The 17,827-nt window shown below is 70.8% G+C and carries 15 protein-coding genes; 13 read left to right on the top strand and 2 right to left on the bottom strand.

Translation table 11 applies throughout. The features are described 5' to 3' along the window. The first annotated feature begins 16 nt into the window (after positions 1-16). The 13 genes from GKC29_RS15075 to GKC29_RS15015 all read left to right on the top strand — a co-directional run bounded on the left by GKC29_RS15075 (position 17) and on the right by GKC29_RS15015 (position 16,505). Entirely contained in the window at positions 17-1,663 is a 1,647-nt protein-coding gene (locus GKC29_RS15075; protein WP_155331436.1) for a PucR family transcriptional regulator, read from the top strand. Positions 1,664-1,791: 128 nt separating this feature from the next. Next, positions 1,792-3,270, top strand: coding sequence for a uracil-xanthine permease family protein (locus GKC29_RS15070; RefSeq protein ID WP_155331435.1), 1,479 nt, complete (start codon positions 1,792-1,794; stop codon positions 3,268-3,270). Further along, positions 3,270-4,148 (top strand): xanthine dehydrogenase family protein subunit M, encoded by an 879-nt coding sequence (locus GKC29_RS15065; protein WP_155331434.1) that lies wholly within the window; start codon positions 3,270-3,272, stop codon positions 4,146-4,148. The genes GKC29_RS15070 and GKC29_RS15065 overlap by 1 nt, the downstream gene beginning before the upstream one ends. Next, entirely contained in the window at positions 4,135-4,617 is a 483-nt protein-coding gene (locus tag GKC29_RS15060) for a (2Fe-2S)-binding protein (protein ID WP_155331433.1), read from the top strand. The genes GKC29_RS15065 and GKC29_RS15060 overlap by 14 nt, the downstream gene beginning before the upstream one ends. Next, on the top strand, positions 4,614-7,016 hold the full coding sequence (cutA, locus tag GKC29_RS15055; RefSeq protein ID WP_155331432.1) for an aerobic carbon-monoxide dehydrogenase large subunit: 2,403 nt from the start codon (positions 4,614-4,616) through the stop codon (positions 7,014-7,016). The genes GKC29_RS15060 and cutA overlap by 4 nt, the downstream gene beginning before the upstream one ends. Further along, positions 7,013-7,687 carry a carbon monoxide dehydrogenase subunit G gene (locus GKC29_RS15050; protein WP_155331431.1) on the top strand — a complete coding sequence of 225 codons (675 nt, stop codon included), beginning with the start codon at positions 7,013-7,015 and terminating at the stop codon, positions 7,685-7,687. The genes cutA and GKC29_RS15050 overlap by 4 nt, the downstream gene beginning before the upstream one ends. A gap of 17 nt (positions 7,688-7,704) precedes the next feature. Next, on the top strand, positions 7,705-8,601 hold the full coding sequence (locus tag GKC29_RS15045; RefSeq protein ID WP_155331430.1) for a carbon-nitrogen hydrolase family protein: 897 nt from the start codon (positions 7,705-7,707) through the stop codon (positions 8,599-8,601). A gap of 104 nt (positions 8,602-8,705) precedes the next feature. Beyond that, a complete protein-coding gene (locus tag GKC29_RS15040; protein ID WP_155331429.1) occupies positions 8,706-10,760 on the top strand; it encodes a hydantoinase/oxoprolinase family protein in 2,055 nt (684 codons plus the stop codon). Beyond that, positions 10,757-12,583, top strand: a complete 1,827-nt coding sequence (locus tag GKC29_RS15035) for a hydantoinase B/oxoprolinase family protein (protein WP_230688616.1) — start codon at positions 10,757-10,759, stop codon at positions 12,581-12,583. The genes GKC29_RS15040 and GKC29_RS15035 overlap by 4 nt, the downstream gene beginning before the upstream one ends. Positions 12,584-12,609: 26 nt before the next feature. Continuing rightward, on the top strand, positions 12,610-12,906 hold the full coding sequence (locus GKC29_RS15030; protein ID WP_155331427.1) for a hypothetical protein: 297 nt from the start codon (positions 12,610-12,612) through the stop codon (positions 12,904-12,906). 43 nt (positions 12,907-12,949) lie between these two features. Continuing rightward, a complete protein-coding gene (locus tag GKC29_RS15025) occupies positions 12,950-13,879 on the top strand; it encodes a carbamate kinase (protein WP_155331426.1) in 930 nt (309 codons plus the stop codon). After that, positions 13,804-15,018, top strand: a complete 1,215-nt coding sequence (locus GKC29_RS15020) for a ring-opening amidohydrolase (RefSeq protein ID WP_230688615.1) — start codon at positions 13,804-13,806, stop codon at positions 15,016-15,018. The genes GKC29_RS15025 and GKC29_RS15020 overlap by 76 nt, the downstream gene beginning before the upstream one ends. Continuing rightward, positions 15,015-16,505 (top strand): acyl-CoA synthetase, encoded by a 1,491-nt coding sequence (locus tag GKC29_RS15015; RefSeq protein WP_155331425.1) that lies wholly within the window; start codon positions 15,015-15,017, stop codon positions 16,503-16,505. The genes GKC29_RS15020 and GKC29_RS15015 overlap by 4 nt, the downstream gene beginning before the upstream one ends. A 50-nt stretch (positions 16,506-16,555) precedes the next feature. Here GKC29_RS15015 and GKC29_RS15010 read toward each other — a convergent pair whose 3' ends face one another. After that, positions 16,556-17,449: an IS3 family transposase gene (locus tag GKC29_RS15010; protein WP_196255611.1), complete on the bottom strand. Its 894-nt coding sequence runs from the start codon at positions 17,447-17,449 to the stop codon at positions 16,556-16,558. Then, positions 17,446-17,769 carry a transposase gene (locus tag GKC29_RS15005; RefSeq protein WP_155331423.1) on the bottom strand — a complete coding sequence of 108 codons (324 nt, stop codon included), beginning with the start codon at positions 17,767-17,769 and terminating at the stop codon, positions 17,446-17,448. The genes GKC29_RS15010 and GKC29_RS15005 overlap by 4 nt, the downstream gene beginning before the upstream one ends. Between the last annotated feature and the right edge of the window lie 58 nt (positions 17,770-17,827).

The following is a 17,827-nucleotide window of genomic DNA, read 5'->3' as shown; positions in this document are numbered from 1 at the left end:
CGGCTACAGTGCGCGGATGGTAGAACCTGCCAAAGGTCTTGGCGATCCTTCGGCTGAAGTCGCCCAGTTGGACCGGGTCGCCCCCGCGCTGGGCCTACGGGTACAGGAGATTCTCGGCGTTTCGTCGCTGGCCGGCGCCAAGGTACTCGCCGGCGCCGCCGGCCTGGATCGGATCGTGCGGTACCTCAATGTGATGGAGGTGCCCGACATCCTCCCCTGGGTCAAGCCGAACGAGTTACTGCTGACAACCGGCTACCCGCTCCGCGAGGATCCGCAGGCGCTTGTCGGCCTCGTCGGTGAGCTTGACAACCGCGGCTTGGCGGCGCTGGCGATCAAGCTGCACCGGTATCTCGACGAGGTGCCGGCCGCGATGCTCGCCGAGGCTGATCGGCGGGGCTTCCCGATCCTCGAGGTCCCGCCCGACGCCGGCTTCGCCGACGTGCTCAACGAGGTGCACGGCGAGTTGTTGAACCGGCAGGCGGCGGTGCTCGCCCGCAGCGAGGAGGTGCACCGCGCGCTGGTGTCGGTGGTGCTCGACGGCGGAGACCTCACCGATCTGGCCACTGAGCTGACCCGGCTGCTCGGCGGGCCGGCGCTCATCACCACGCCCGACGGCCGGGTGCTCGCCCGGGCCGGCGAGATCCCGACCGGCTTCGACCCGTCGGGTCGATTCCTGGTCGAGTCCGAGGGAGAGCACACGGTCGTACCCATCGTCGCCGGTCGGGTCGACCACGGCCGGATCGTGGCGTTCCCGGCCGACCCACGGACTCCGCTGACCGACGCCGACGTCCATCACCTGGAGCGGGCGGCGACCGTGGCGGCGCTGGCGATCACCAAGAAGCTCGCGGTGGCCGCGGTGGAGAGCAAGTACCAGGCCGATTTCCTGCGCGACCTGCTGGCCGGCCGAGTCGACGACCTTCCGGCCGCGGTCACGCACGCCCGCGCGTTCGGTTGGGAGATCGACCGCCCGTCGGTCGTCGTCGTGGCCGAGCTGGACCCCGATGCGGTGCCGCCTGCCACGTCCGCGCCGCAGCTCCGGCCGATCCAGGAGCGGTTCGCCGCCGCCTGGCAGGGCGTCGTGCGCTGGCGTGACCCGCAGGCGGCGGTCGTCAACTTCAACCGAGAGGTCGTGGTGCTGCTCGGGCTTCCCGCCGACGGCGACATCGACCGGCTGGTGGCCGAGCTGGTCCGGCTGGTCAAGGGCGACGGCGGCGGCGGGCGGCGCTCGTTCTCGCTCGGCGTCTCGCGGGCCGCCGCCGCGCCGCAGGAGCTTGCCCAAGCCTACGAGCAGGCGCGTGCGGCGGTCCGGATCGGCCGGCGGCTGCACGGGAACGGCGCGCGAGCCAGCTTCGACCGGCTGGGCGTGCACCGGCTGCTGTCGCTCATCGAGGACGGTGAGGAACTGCGCGGGTTCGTCGCCGACGTGCTCGGCGAGTTGGTCGCCGACAACGCCGAGAACGCCGACCTGCGCCACACCCTGGCCGTGCTGCTGGAAACCAACTGCAACGTGGCGGAGACGGCGCGACGGCTGCATTTCCACTACAACACGCTGCGCTACCGGATCGGCAAACTGGAACGCACGGTCGGGCCGTTCACCACCGATGCGATGCTCCGGCTCGACCTCATGTTGGCGCTACGCGTCCTCGAGATTCGCGGGCTGTGAAGTCTTGCCAACTCCGCTCCGCCATGTTGGCGTGATATTGCCAATGATTCTCGGGTGACGTGGGCCACATCCTGATCGGCAATTCAGGCGCGGCCTGTCGCCGCGAGCTGCCATAGAGAGGAGCGGACATGGCCTTGCTGGACTGGCGGGTCGTCCATGGGGGAAAGACTCCGCCCCCGGGCGAGGTGGTCCGCCCGGACGAACGGCTCTCCTGGCCACGCACCTTCGGGCTGGGCGCGCAGCACGTCGTAGCGATGTTCGGTGCGACATTCGTCTTCCCGCTCATCATGGGGCTGAACCCGCAGCTCGCGATCATGATGAGTGGGATCGCGACGATCTGCTTTCTGCTGATCGTCAAGGGCAAGGTGCCCAGCTACCTCGGCACCTCGGCGTCGTTCGTCGGCGGTGTGGTGGCGATCCGGGCACAGGGTGGCGACTCGGCGGACGTCACCGGCGCGATCCTGGTGGCCGGTCTGATCCTGGCGCTGTGCGGCGTCGCCATCCACTTCCTCGGCGCGCCGGCATTGCACCGCGTCCTGCCTCCGGTGGTGACCGGCGCCGTCGTCATGCTGATCGGTTTCAACCTCGCACCGGTCGTGGCCGGCATCTACTGGCCCCAGGACCAGTGGGTGGCGCTGCTGACGATGCTCGCCGTGATGGGCATGGCGATCGGGTTCCGCGGCTTCCTCGGCCGGATCGCGGTCTTCCTCGGCCTGATCTTCGGCTACGTCCTGTCCTGGGTCTTCGACCGGGTCTTCGGAAGGATCAACTCTTTCGACCCGGCCGCCAACGAGACCACCGAGCACTTCCGGGTCAACTGGGCCGGAGTCCAGTCGGCGGACTGGTTCGGCTTCCCGCCGCAGACCTCGACGGGTCCGGACGGCAAGGAGATCGCCGGCTGGCACCTGCCCGACTTCAAGCTCACGTTCATCCTGCTCGTGCTGCCCGCCGTGATCGCGCTGATCGCGGAGAACGCCGGACACGTGAAGGCCGTCGCCGAGATGACCGACACCGACCTGGACCCCGTCATGGGCAAGGCGATCGCCGCCGACGGCGTGGGCACCGCACTCGCCAGCGCGGTGGGCGGTTCGCCGACCACCACGTACGCCGAGAACATCGGGGTCATGGCCGCAACCCGCGTCTACTCCACGGCCGCCTACTACGTCGCGGCGCTCGTCGCGATTCTGTTCGGTTTCTCGCCGAAGTTCGGCGCCATCGTCTCCGCGACGCCGGGCGGCGTGCTGGGTGGCATCACCGTCGTGCTCTACGGCATGATCGGGCTGCTCGGCGCGAAGATCTGGAAGGAAAACCGGGTCGACTTCGGCAACCCGATCAACCTGATCCCGGTGGCCGCCGGCATCATCATCGCCATCGGCAACACCACGCTGGTGTTCAACCAGGAGTTCCAGCTCGCCGGGATCGCGCTCGGCACGATCGTCACCGTCGTCTGCTACCACCTCGTCCGCGCCATCGCGCCGCCGCACATGCTCGACCAGCAGCGCGCCGAGGCAACGGTGATAGTCCCGGACCCCCGTCCGCCGGCCGAGGCCGGCGCCGCGGAAACGGCCGAGACCACCACCCGCGACGGCACGGCACCCAGGGCCTGATGAAGCCGTCGTCCTTCGATTACCACCGGCCGACCAGCCTCGGCGAGGCCCTCGCTGTCCTCGCCGAGGCTGGGCAGCACGGCAAGGTGCTCGCCGGCGGCCAGAGCCTGGTGCCCGTGCTCAACATGCGGCTGGCCGCACCGCGCGAGCTGATCGACATCAACTCCCTCACCGAACTGGCCTACATCCGGGTCCTCGACCGTGGCGTCGAGGTCGGCGCGCTCGCGCGGCATGCCGACCTGGAGCGCGACGCCGCGGCGTACGAGGCGATTCCGCTGCTGCGCCAAGCAACCGGGCACGTCGCCCACGCGACGATCCGCAACCGGGGCACGACGGTCGGCAGCCTGGTCCACGCCGACCCGTCGGGCGAGATGCCGGCGGTCCTCGCTCTGCTGGACGGCTGCGTCACGCTCGCGTCGACCGACGGCCGCCGCACCGTGGCGGCGGAAGACTTCTTCGTCGGGCCGCTGGAGTCCTGCCTGCGGCCCGGCGAGCTGGCCGTGTCCGCGACGTTCCACACACCGCCGGCCGGCACCGGCAGTGCCTGGCTCGAACTGTCCCGCCGGCACGGCGACTACGCGCTCTGCGGTGTCGGCGTACTCGTGACGCTCGACCCCGACCTGCGGGTCGTCCACGCCAGGGCGGCCTTCATCTCGGTCGGTCCGACACCGGTGCTCGTCGACCTGACCGAAGCGGTGATCGGCCAGCACGTCGACACCGCCGACTGGGCAGCCGCCGGGGCGCTGGCCACCGGCGCGGTCGAGCCGGAAGATGACATCCACGCCACCGCCGCCTACCGCCGGCACCTGGTCGGCACCCTGACGGCCCGGGCGGCGCGGGCCGCCGCGCGGGAAGCGAGCGCACATGTCCGAGCATGAGGTCCGGCTGACCGTCAACGGGATCGAGCGGGCGGTCCGGGTCCCCGCGCGGCGGCTGCTCTCCGACTGCCTGCGCCACGATCTCGGGCTCACCGGCACGCACGTCGGCTGCGAGCACGGCGTCTGCGGCGCGTGCACGGTGCTGGTCGACGGCGCTCCGATGCGCTCCTGCCTGTTGTTCGCGGTGAGCGTGGACGGCGCCGAGATCACCACCGTCGAAGGCTGCCGGGCGGTCGACGGCGGGCTGGGCCCGGTGCAGCAGGCGTTCCAGGACTGCCACGGACTGCAGTGCGGCTTCTGCACACCGGGGTTCGTCACCACGATCACCGCGTACCTGCGGGACCATCCGGAGCCGACCGAGGCGGACGCGCGCGAGGCAATCGGCGGGAACCTGTGCCGCTGCACGGGATACCAGAACATCGTCGCGTCGGTTCTGCAGGCCGCCGACATCATGCGGAGCGAGCGATGAAGGTGTTCGGCGAGCCGATCGCGCGTCTCGAAGACCCGCGGCTGGTCTCCGGGCAGGGCCGCTATCTCGATGACCTCGGGGACAAGCGCACCCTAGGGGCCGCCTTCGTGCGCAGCCCGCACGCGCACGCGCGGATCATCGACGTCGACGTCACCGACGCGCTCGACGTCGACGGACTCGTGGCGATCTACACGTACGACGACCTGGACGACCGGGTGGCCGATCCGCTGCCGGTTCTCATCCCCCACCCGGCGCTGCACGCACCGCGCACCGGGTATCCGCTCGCCAACGGCGTGGTGCGACACGTCGGCGAGCCGGTCGTGATGGTGGTGGCCAGCGACCGGTACATCGCCGAGGACGTCTGCGAGCGGATCCGGGTGTCGTACGAGCCGCTGCCCCCCGTCGTCGGCATCGGCACCGCGTTCCGCGCCGAGCACGCCGTACATCCCGACGTGCCCGACAACGTCGCCGCGCACCTCGTCCAGGAGGTCGGCGACGCCCGTGCCGCCATCGAAGCAGCGCCGCACAAGCTGGAACTCCACCTCGACATCGAACGCTCCGCCTCGATGCCGATGGAGGGCCGGGGCGTGTACGCCCGCTGGGACGCCCACGACCGTTCACTTCGGGTGTACTCCTCCACCCAGACGTCCACGTCCCTGCGCTTCGCGATCGCCCACAAGCTGAACGTGCCCGTCGACCGGGTCGAGGTCGTCACGCCCGACGTGGGCGGCGGGTTCGGCGTGAAGATCATGCACCCGTGGCCGGAGGAGATCCTCGTGCCGTGGGCCGCGATCCGACTCGGCCGCGAGGTCAAGTGGGCCGAGGACCGCCGAGAGCACTTCATCTCCTCGGCTCACGAGCGGGGCCAGCAGCACACCGTACGGGTCGGGTTCGACGACAGCGGACGCCTCCTCGGCCTCGACGTCGAGTTCCTGCACGACAACGGCGCCTACACGCCGTACGGCATCATCGTGCCGGTCATCACCGCCACCCAACTCCTCGGCCCGTACAAGCCGGGCACGTACCGGGTCGAGTTCCACTCGCTGTACACGAACACCGTCATGGTCACCCCGTACCGGGGCGCGGGCCGGCCGCAGGGCGTGTTCGCGATGGAGCGCACGATGGACGCGATCGCCGATCACCTCGACCTCGACCGGGCGACGGTCCGCGAACGCAACTTCATCCAGCCCGAGGAGATGCCGTTCGACCAGGGCCTGACGTTCCAGGACGGCCGTGGGCTGGTGTACGACTCCGGCGACTTCCCGGCCTCGCTCGACAAGCTGCGCAAGCTGATCGGCTGGGACGACTTCGCGGCCTACCGGGAGCAGGCGCGGGCCGCGGGTCGCCGGGTCGGCATCGGGCTGGCCTGCTACGTGGAGGGCACCGGGGTCGGGCCGTACGAGGGCGCGCACGTGCGCGTCGAGACCAACGGCCAGGTCCACGTCGCGACCGGCCTGACCACCCAGGGGCAGGGCCACGAGACCGTGTTCGCGCAGGTCGCCGCGGAGGAACTGGGCGTGCCGGTCGAGGACGTCACCGTCGTCACCGGAGACACCCGGCGGTTCAAGTACGCGGTCGGTACGTTCGCCTCCCGGGCGGCGGTGATGAGCGGTAACGCCGTCGCGCTGGCGGCCCGCAAGGTGCGCCGCAAGGCCCTGCGGATCGCCGCCGAGGCCCTGTCCTGCTCCCCCGACGACCTCGACATCATCGACGGCGTGGTGCGCTCCGAGGGTGGTGCGGAGATCCCCCTGAAGACGGTCGCGGTGCTCGCCAACCCGATGCGGTACGCCTTCGACGCCGAAACCGCCCGCGCCACCCAGTTCGCGGTGGGTGGGCGCACCGACCGGCCGCCGGTCGAGGAGGGTGACGAGCCGGGGTTGGAAGCCACCGACTACTACTCCCCGCTGCGCTCCACGTTCGCCAACGGGGCACACGCCGCGATCGTGGAGACCGACCCGGAGACCGCCGACATCAGGATCCTGCGGTACTGCGTGGTACACGACTGCGGCACCCTCATCAACCCGCGGATCGTGGCCGGTCAGGTGCACGGCGGCGTGGCGCAGGGCGTCGGCGGGGCGCTGTACGAGCGCATCGTCTACGACGAGCACGGTCAGCTGCTGAACGCCTCCTACATGGACTTCCTGATCCCGTACGCCTCCGAGGTGCCCAAGATCGAAGTCGACCACCTCGAGACCCCGTCCCCACTGAACCCCCTCGGGGTCAAGGGCGCCGGCGAGGCCGGCGTGATCCCCGGCGCGGCAGTGATCGCGGCCGCGATCGAGGACGCGGAGGGGTTCCGCATCGACCGGATGCCGATCTCGCCGTCCGAGCTGTGGGAGCTGCGCCGGCGCCACGAGGCCGGCGAGGTGCCCGGCCTGAAGAGGAAGGTAAGCCCATGAAGGTGTCCGGCACGGCGTTCCTGCACGGCCCGGTCGAGACGGTGTACGCCGTGCTCAACGACCCCGCCGTGCTGGTGCGGACCATCCCCGGCTGCGAGACGCTCGAACAGGTCGGCCCCGACGCATATCAAGCCACCGTCACCGCGGGCGTCGCATCGATCAAGGGCTCCTTCGCCGGCGAGGTGCGGCTGACCGACCAGAACGCGCCGCACTCGTTCGTGCTGCACGCATCCGGCGCCGGGGCGCCCGGCACGGTCTCGGCCGACGTCACCGTCACGTTGGCCGACGAGGGCGACGGGGTGACCCTGCTGTCGTACGACGCCGAGGCGGTCGTCGGCGGGATGATCGGCGGCGTCGGCCAGCGGATCCTCGCCGGGGTGGCGAAGAAGACCGCCGCTGAGTTCTTCGCCGCCGTCGACGCGGTGCTGACCGGAGCCGCACCCGCCGAGGAGGCGCCGGCCCCGGTGTCGGCGGAGGCGCCGGCGGGGCTGCCGGTTGAGGCGACGGCCGCGCCCACCCTCTTCAGCAGGCCACATGCCGTTTCCGCACCGGCCGGCGGCCTCCTGCCGGGCGGCGACTTCACGCTCGGCGTGGCCGTCGGCGCCGGCATCGCGCTGCTCGGCGCGCTGGTCGGCGGCCTGGTCGCCGGCCGGGCCGCGCGCCGTCGCTGACCAGAGAGGATCGGACCATGCGCGCGTTCACCGCAGCTGCCATCCAGATCGCACCGACCCCCGGCCCGCTCACCGCCGAGTCGGTCAAGGCGAATCTCGACAAGTGCGTCGAGTACGTCGAACGCTGCGTCGACGCCACCGGTGCCGAGTTGCTCGTCCTGCCGGAGACGGTTACCACCGGGTTCACCCCCGCTCTTCCGCCCGAGGAGTTGTGGGATCTGGTGGGCCCACTCGCCGAGCCGATCCAGCAGGCCGCGTCGCGGATGTCGGTGCACGTGGTCTTCCCCACCTACGCGCGCGGCACCTCCCGCGGCGAGATCTACAACACGGCGTCGCTGATCGGCCCGTCCGGCGACGTTCTCGGCACGTACCGCAAGACGCACCTGTTCGTCGGCGAGGACCGGCCCTCCGGCGGCTGGGTGACCGTGGGCGACGAGGCGGTCGTCGTCGACACCGAGCTCGGCAAGATCGGACTGATCATCTGCTTCGACGGCGACTATCCGGAACTGGCCCGCGTGGAGGCCGTACTCGGCGCCGAGGTGATCTGCCGGCCCTCGGCCCTGCTGCGCTCGGCCGACATCTGGGAGCTCACCAATCGGGCCCGCGCCTACGACAACCACGTGTTCATGATCGGCGCGAACGCCACCGGCGTCGACCCCGCCGGCATTCCGTACTTCGGCAACTCCATGATCGTCACTCCGATCGCCGAGGTCATCGCCCGCGCCGCCTCGCACGAGGGCTGGGTCAGCGCCCACCTCGACCCCCACACGGCCATGGCGTCACTGACGCCCGGGTCGAACGTCCCGCAGCGCTTCGATCACCTCGCCGACCGGAACCTCGCCTTCATCGAGCGGCACCTCGACGACCTCCGGCGGCCGGCGCACACGTCGTTCCCGCACGGCGAACGCGCGTAGGCCGATCGCCACCTGCTCACGCGAAGCGTTGGCACATGTTGCCGACGAGTTGGGCGTGCCTCGCCGGTTGAATGCTCGCCAAGGCGCCAGAAGGGACAGCGAACATGCCGGAGCAACGTCGCCGCGTCCGGGTGGGCATCGACACCGGGGGCACGTTCACCGATGTGGTGGCCTTCGACGAGGACACCGGCGAGGTGTTCACCACCAAGACGCCGTCGACGCCGGCCGACCCGGCCGACGGGTTTCTGACCGGCCTGCGGAAGGTGCTCCCGGAGGACGCCGTCGACATCGTCGCGGTCTGCCACGGCACGACCGTCGCCACCAACCAGCTCCTCGAAGGCAAGATCGACCGGATCGGCTTCATCACCACCGAGGGATACGAGTTCCTGCTCGAAATCGCCCGGCAGAGCGTGCCCGACGGGTATGGCAACAGCTACTTCTGGGTGAAGCCGCCCCGGATCGTCCCCGCCGACCTTGTGAAGACCGTCGGCGGCCGACTGGACCACACTGGCGCCGAACTGCGACCGTTCGACGAGGACCAGGCCCGCGAGACGGCCCGGTGGTTCGCCCGCAACGGCATCACGACCATCGGGGTGTGCTTCCTGCACGCGTACGCCAACCCCGCGCACGAGCTGCGGATGCGCGAGATCCTCGCCGAGGAGCACCCCGCCGCGGTGGTCTCGGTGTCGTGCGAGGTCCTGCGCGAGTACCGCGAGTACGAGCGGGCAATGACCACTCTGATCGACGCCGCCGTCAAGCCCCGGGTCGGCCGCTACGTCCAGAGCATCAAACAGCGCCTGGGCGACACGCCGTTCTACATCATGAAGTCGAACGGCGGGGTGCTCTCCGCCGACGAGGTGACGAAGCAGCCGATCACCACGGTGCTCTCCGGCCCGGCGGCCGGCGCGCTCGGCGCGGCGCTGGTGGCCCGCACGGCGGGCTTCGATCGGGTGCTGACCCTCGACGGGGGCGGCACCTCCACCGACGTGTCGGTCGTGCTGCACGGCGAACCGACCCTGACGACCGAGGGCAGCATCGGCGCGTACCCCTCGAAGATTCCGATGATCGACGTGGTGACGGTGGGCGCCGGCGGCGGGTCGGTGGCATGGCTCTCCCCCGAAGGCACCCTCAAGGTCGGCCCCCGGTCGGCCGGAGCCGACCCGGGGCCGCTCTGCTACCGGCGGGGCGGCTCGGAGCCGACCGTGACCGACGCGCACGCCGTGCTCGGCCGGATCCCGCCGCACCTGCTCGGCGGCGAGGTGCCGCTCGACGTCCAGGCCGCCCGCGACGGGCTCGCGGCGCTCGGCGCCAAGCTCGGACTGAGCCTGGAGGCCACGGCCACCGGGATCCTGGAGATATCCGCCTGGAACCAGGCGAACGCGCTGCGCCAGGTCACCGTCAAGCGCGGCCTGGACGTCCGCGACTTCGCCCTCACCACCTTCGGCGGATCTGGGTCGCTGCTGGCCTGCCGGCTGGTCGACATCCTCGGGCTGCGCGCGGTGGTGGTGCCGCGCAATCCGGGCAACCTGTCCGCGTTCGGCCTGCTGACCGTCGACGTGAAGAACGACTACGTGCAGACGTACGTGGCCCGGCACGCCAACCTCGACGTCGACGCCGTACAGGGGCACTTCGACGTGCTGACGCGCCGCGCGGCCGAGGCGCTGGACGCCGAGGGCTTCCCCCGCGACCAGCACCGGTACGTCCGCTCGGCGGACCTGCGTTACTACGGGCAGGCGTTCGAGGTGCGGGTTCCGGTCGACGACCTCGATCCGGACGCGGTGGTGGCGGGCTTCCACGACGCCCACGAACAGCTCTACGGCTACTGCTTCCGGCACCGGCCGGAGCAGCAGGTCGAGTGGGTGAACCTCCGGGTGACCGGGATCGGCCCGATCCGGCGTCCGACCCTGCCCAGCCTCGACGCCGGCCCGGCGGCCCAACCCACGTTCCGGCGGGTGTGCTTCGGTGACGAGTACGCCGACACACCCATCTACTCGCGCGACGACCTGCGCCCGGGGGACACGGTCGAGGGCCCGGCGGTGATCGACGAGTACGGCTCGACCGTGCCGCTGCATCCCGGCTTCACCGCGACCGTCGACACCTACGGAAACCTGGTGCTGACCCTGGTGGACGCCAGCTGGGACGGGAGGGACGACTCGTGAACGTGGACCCGATCGTGTTGGAGATCGTCGAGGGCACGCTGGCCTCGATCGAGCGGGAGGTCGAGACGGCGATCGGCCGTACGGCGCGCTCGCCGATGATCCGCGACGCGCACGACTACCGCGCCGGCATCCACGACCGAAAGTTGCGCAAGCTCACCGGCCGTTCCTACTCGGCACTCGTGCACCCGGTGGCGCGCGACTACCCGCTGGAGACGATGCGGCCCGGCGACGTGTTCTTCCACAACGACGTCTACCTGTCCGAAGGGGGCATCGGGCACCTGCCGGACCTGTGCGTCACCGTGCCGGTCTTCCACGACGGCGAGGTCGTCGCGTTCGTGCAGGCGTTCGGCCACCACGACGACATCGGCGGCGCCTGCCCCGGCTCGATGCCCTCCGGCGCGACCAGCGTCTTCGAAGAGGGTCTGATGGTGCCGCCGATCCGGCTGCGGGACGCCGGGGTGCCCAACGAGGCGGCGCTGAAGATCATGACCCGGAACTCGCGGATGCCCGACTCGCTAGCGGCCGACCTCGATGCCGAGTGCGCGGCCTGCCTGATGGGCGCGCGGCGGTTGACCGACCTGTTCGCGCGCTACGGCCGCCAGACGGTCGAGGCGTGCTTCGACGCGATCGTCGAGAAGACCACCGAGACGTTCCGCCGCGAGATCCTGGCGAAGATCCCCGACGGGACGTACGTCTGGGAGGACTACGCCGAGCACGACGGTGTCGACGAGCCCCGACTGCACACCCAGCGGATCACGCTGACCAAGGTGCCCGACCGGCTGATCATCGACTTCACCGGCACCTCACCACAGGCCAAGGGGCCGATCAACCACTGCGGCGACTACGCGGACGGTAACTTCCTCAAGAAGTGGCTCGCGCCGATCCTGCGCAACCTCGCGGACACGCCCGAGCGGATGGCCGAACTGGACGTCAACGAGGGCGTGGTGCCGCTCATCGAGATGCGGTTCCCACCACCGGGGACGCTGCTGACGCCGGTCTTCCCGGCGCCGACGAACGCGCGCACGTTCGTCATCCTGCGCCTGCTCGGGGTGCTGGCCGGAGTGCTGGCCAAGGCGGTCGACGGTCGGATGCCGGCCGACCAGGAGACCATCCGGTACACCGGGGTCTACGGCACCGACGCCGAGGGCCGCCCCTACCTGATGCGCGAGGTGCTGGGCGGCGGCTCGGGCGGCCGGTACTACGCCGACGGCGAGGACACGATCCACGTCGTACCGGACTCGCGGAACATCCCCGTCGAGTTCGCCGAGTCCCGCTGGCCGTTCGTCGTGGAGCGGCTCGGCCTGGCCGTCGACTCGGGCGGTCCCGGCCGCTACCGCGGCGGCCTGGGCTACGACAAGCACATCCGGATGCTGCGCGACGCGAACTCCATGTCGATCGCCGACCGGTCGGTGCTGTCCTGCTGGGGCGTCAAGGGCGGGCAGGCCGGCCGACCGTTCAGTGTGGTGATCGACCCGGGCGGGCCGAACGAGCGGGAGGTGGACGCGCTCGCCGACGCCGAGCCGGTACGGGCCGGCGAGGTGATCCGGATCCGCACCACCGGCGGCGGCGGCTGGGGCGATCCGCTCACCCGCCCGTACGACGAGGTGGCCCGGGACGTGGCGTGGGGCAAGGTGAGCGTGACCGGGGCGCGCGACGACTACGGTGTCGTCATGGCCGGTGACCGGGTCGACGAGGCGGCCTCGGACGCACTCCGCGCGACGCTGCGGAGTCGGCGCACCGGCGACCAGCCGTTCTTCGACCGCGGTCCCGGCTACGCGCGGCTCTCCGGCGGTCGCCCGTGGGCGGAGGTCGACCGGGTGTGAGGAGATCGGCGCGTGACCTGATCGATTTGGTCATCGAGCCCGGAACCTGGGAGCCGTGGGACGAACCCGTCACCGACCCGGCCCCGCTCGACCCCGACTACGCGGCCGCGCTGGCGACCGCGCGCCAGACTGCGGGCGTCGACGAGGCCGTCATCACCGGCGCGGGCCGACTCGGCGGACGGCGCGTCGCCGTCATCGCCGGCGAGTTCACGCAGGTCGCCGAGAACCTCCGCAGACGCGGTCTGATCGACGCCGTCGAGCGCGGCAGCGTCAACTCTAATGGGCGCGAACTGTTGCCGAACAGAGCTGCCTCATTCGGCTGATGTTGCCCATGCATCGCCGTCGGAACCTTCTTAGAGTCCATCCGTGCGAGTGCTCGTCGCCCTCGGTGGCAATGCGATGACCTCCGCGGACGGCCTCGCCCGCGCGGAGGATCAGATCGCTGCCGTGCAGCGTGCGGCGGAGCGGATCGCCGAGGTCGTCGCCGCCGGCGCCGAGGTGGTCGTCACCCACGGCAACGGCCCCCAGGTCGGCAACCTGCTCGTCAAGAACGAGCTGGCCGCTGCCGTCGTACCGCCGGTGCCGCTCGACTGGTGCGGCGCGCAGACCCAGGGCACGATCGGTTTCATCCTGCTGAACGCGCTGGCCCGGCACCTGCGCACGCCGGTGGCCGCGCTGGTCAGCCGGACTCTCGTCGATCCTCAGGACCTCGGGTTCGCGGCGCCGAGCAAGCCGATCGGCCGGTACCTGCCCCGAGCCGAGGCGCAGGTCATGATCGATCACGGCCAGGTGTGGCAGGACCGGGGCGTCCGGGGCTGGCGCCGGGTCGTCGCCTCCCCCGAGCCGATCGAGGCGCTGGAGGCGCCCGCCGTAACCGCGCTGCTGGCCGCCGGGTACGTCGTGGTGGCCGGCGGGGGTGGCGGCATCCCGGTCGTGCGGAATGCCGACGGCAGCCTGCGCGGGGTCGAGGCGGTCATCGACAAGGACCTCAGCGCCGCGCTGCTCGGCCGGGCGATCGGCGCGGACGTGCTCGCGATCGCCAGCGACGTCCCCGCCGCGATGGTCGGTTGGGGGACCCCACAGGCCCGGCCGCTGGGCGCGGTCGACGTCAGGCAGCTGCGTGGCTACGCCGCCGAGGGGCACTTCCCCGCCGGTTCCATGGGCCCCAAGGTGGAGGCCGCCTGCCGCTTCGTGGAGCAGGGCGGCGGGCGCGCGGTGATGTGCACGCTGGACCAGATTGCCGAGGCGGTGGCCGGCCGGGCCGGCACCGTCGTGACCGCGAAAGACGAGAGGTGACCGCTGTGCCGCAGCCCATCGAAGTCCGCAAGGTGCCGATCAAGCACGTGTCTGACGCGTCCGGTCTCGCAGAGCTGATCGACTCCGGCGTGCTCGACGCCGATCGGGTCATCGCCATCATCGGCAAGACCGAGGGCAACGGCGGCGTCAACGACTACACCCGGATCATCGCCGACCGGGCGTTTCGTGAGGTGCTGGTGGCGCGCGGCAGCCGTACCGTCGAGGAGGTGGCCGGCATCCCGATCGTCTGGTCGGGCGGCACCGACGGCGTCATTTCGCCGCACGCGACGATCTTCGCGACGGTGCCCGCCGAGTCGGCCGAGGCGACCGACGAGCCGCGGCTGACCGTCGGGTTCGCGATGAGCGAGCCGATCCTGCCCGAGGAGATCGGCCGACGGGGCATGATCGAGAAGGTTGCCGCCGCGGTAACCGAGGCGATGGAACGTGCCGGCATCACCGACCCCGCCCACGTGCACTACGTTCAGACCAAGACGCCGCTGCTGACCATTCACACCATTCGCGACGCGAAGAGCCGCGGCAAGGATGTCTGGACCGAGCACACGCACGAGTCGATGGACCTGTCCAACGGCACGACCGCGCTCGGCATCGCCGTCGCTCTCGGTGAGATCAAGATGCCCGACGACGACGCGGTGATGCACGACCGCTCGCTGTTCTCGTCGGTCGCGAGCTGCTCGTCCGGGGTCGAGTTGGACCAGGCGCAGGTCGTCGTAGTCGGCAACGTCCAAGGCGTCGGCGGCCGGTACCGGATCGGCCACGCCGTGATGCGCGACGCTATCGACGCCGACGGCATCTGGGCGGCGATCCGTGACGCCGGGCTCGACATGCCCGACCGCCCCCACCACAGCGACCTCGATGGGCGGCTGGTCAACGTGTTCCTCAAGTGCGAGGTGTCCTCCGACGGCATGGTCCGCGGCCGCCGCAACGCGATGCTCGACGACTCCGATGTGCACTGGCACCGGCAGATCAAGTCCTGCGTCGGCGGGGTGACCGCGTCGGTGACCGGGGACCCGGCGGTGTTCGTGTCCGTGTCCGCCGCGCATCAGGGACCCGACGGCGGCGGACCGGTCGCCGCCATCGTCGACCTCGGCACCGACCCGACGGGTTACGTGGCACCATGACGGTCTTGTTCGCCCCGCACTGGTCGGCGCACCTGGCACCCGGCGTCGAGGCGGACCTCGGCCTCGGCGCCACGCTCGCCGGAGCGTGGACCGCGCGGTGGGCCGCCAATCCAGGCGCCGAGGTCATCGCCACTCCGTCCGGGCGAAGCGTGACCGCCGCCGAGCTCGAACAGCTCACCGCCGCGGCCGCCGGCCGGTACGCGGCGGCCGGGCTGTCGCCCGGCGACCGCGTCCTCGTGTCCGCCGGGCCGAGCGTGGAACTTGTCGTCGCGTACCTCGCCGCGTTGCGGTACGGGCTCACCGTGGTGCCGGCGAACACCGCGTACACCGCCATCGAGCTGGCCAACCTCGCCGCCGACTCACAGCCGTCGCTGGCGGTGCTCGACGACGTCGGCCGTGCACCGGACATCACTGCGACGACGCCGGACCTGGCCGGTCTGCCGGCTTCGCAGCCGACGCCGCTCGACCGCGTCGCGCCGGCGGATCCGGCGCTGATCGTCTACACGTCGGGCACCACCGGCAAACCGAAAGGTGCCGTGCTAAGTCACGCGAACCTGCTCGCGAGCGCGCACGCGGTGCGGCTGGCGTGGCGCTGGACACCGGAGGACCGGCTCGCGCTGTCGTTGCCGCTGTTCCACATCCACGGGCTCGGAGTCGGGCTGCACGGCGCGCTCGTCGCCGGCGGTTCGCTCCTGCTCGTGCCGCGGTTCGAGCCAGCCGCGATCGCCTCCGCGATCGACGCCGGTGCCACGATGTTCTTCGGCGTCCCCACCATGTACCACCGGCTCGCCGCGTCGCCGTACCTGGACGGCCTGAGCAGGCTGCGGCTGGCGGTGAGCGGATCAGCCCCGTTGCCGGCCGACCTGCACGACACGGTGCGCGAGCGCACCGGCCAGCGGATCCTGGAGCGCTACGGCATGACCGAGACGATCATGCTGGTTTCCAACCCGTACGACGGGCCGCGCCGACCGGGCACGGTCGGCCTGCCCTTGCCCGGGGTGTCGGTGCGGTTGGCGCCCCGCGAGGGTGGCGTCGCCGAGATCGAGGTCGCCGGGCCCAACGTCTTCGGCGGTTACCTCGACCGGCCCCAGGCGACCGCCGAGGCGTTCACCAACGACGGCTGGTTCCGCACCGGCGACCTGGGCGTCCTCGACGACGACGGGTACCTGCGCATCAGTGGCCGGGCCAAGGAACTCATCATCACCGGTGGGTACAACGTCTACCCGCGGGAAGTGGAGGACGCGCTGCGGTCCCATCCCGGCGTCGCCGACGCGGCTGTCGTTGGCAGGCCGTCGGCCGAGTGGGGAGAAATGGTCGTGGCGCATGTCGTACCAGCCGACGCGGTCGACGCCTCGGTGTTGGAACGTGAGCTGACCGAGTGGTGCACCGAGCGGCTGGCGCCGTACAAGCGGCCCCGCGCGTGGCGCTGGGTCGAGACCCTGCCGCGCAACGCGCTCGGCAAGATCCTCCGCCACAGGCTGCCCTGAGCATGCATGGGCTTGACCCGATTCGACGGACAGGGTCGGTGTGTTGATCTTCAGGCTACCTTGAGGGCGGGTAGCAGTTGGACGCTGGCGCCGTTTTCGTAGGCGGCGGGGCTGAGGTAGCCGAGGCTGGAGTGTCGGCGGCGGGTGTTGTACCACCCTTCGATGTACTCGAATATCGCCTGCCGGGCCGCGATGCGGGTGGGCCAGGACTGCCGGTGAATGAGTTCGGTTTTGATGGTGGCGAAGAACGACTCGGCCACCGCGTTGTCCCAGTACTGCCCGCTCCGGCCGACTGACAGCCGCACGCCGTGCCGTTTCGCGAGGCGGGCGTGCTGCGCGCTGGTGTATTGACAGCCGCGATCGGAGTGGAAGGCCAGGCCGTCACCGGGCCGGCGGCGTCGTAGCGCGTCGGTCAGAGCGGCGTCGACCAGGTCTGTCTTGAGATGGTCGGCGACGGCCCAGCCCACGACACGCCGTGACGCGAGGTCGATGACGGTGGCCAGATACAGCCAGCCTTCCCAGGTGTTGATGTACGTGATGTCGCCGCACCAGCGGGTGTCGATCGCTGCCGGGTCGACGGCGAAGTTTCGCTTGACCAGGTCGGGCCGGGTCGCCGCGGTCGGGTCGGGGATCGTGGTGACCCGCCACCGGCGGGGGCTCTTGCCGCGGATCCCGGCGGCGCGCATCCGGCGGGCGATGCGTTTACGGCCGTGCCGCAGACCGGCGTCGGCGAGTTCGGCGTGGATGCGTGGTGCCCCGTAGGTGCCGTTCGACGCCGCGTGCACCTCGATGATCTTCTCGGTGAGCTGTTCGTCGACGCGGGCCCGGGTGCTCTGCTCGCCACGGGAGTAGTAGGCGGATCGGGAGACCTGAAGTAGCTCGCACGCGCGCTTGACGTTGTGCTTGCCGGCCTGCTCCGCCTCGATGAACGGGTACACGTTCACCGGGTCTCCCTCGCGAAGAAAGCCGTCGCTCGTTTCAAAATGTCGACGTCCTGCTGCAGCCGCCGGTTCTCCTGCCGCAGCCGGGCCAGTTCCGCTCGCTCGTCGCTGGTCAGCCCGTCCGACCGAGTGCCGGCATCGAGCTCGACCTGCTTGACCCATTGCCGGACCGCGGTCTCAGTCAGATCGAAATCCCTCGCGACCTGCCCGACCGTGCGATCGCCGCGCTGACACAACTCGACGATCTCGGCCTTGAACTCGGGCGTGAACGCCCTCCGAGGCCTCGACCGCTTCTTACCCACGCTCTCCATGATGCTGGACATCCTCCCGGAGACCCCAGGTCCCCTGATCTCGGATGTCCGTCAAATCGGGGCAGGCCCA

Source organism: Micromonospora sp. WMMC415, from assembly GCF_009707425.1.
GTDB lineage: Bacteria > Actinomycetota > Actinomycetes > Mycobacteriales > Micromonosporaceae > Micromonospora.
The sequence above is the reverse complement of the archived record's forward strand: the minus strand, read 5'-3'. Positions and strand labels throughout refer to the sequence as shown.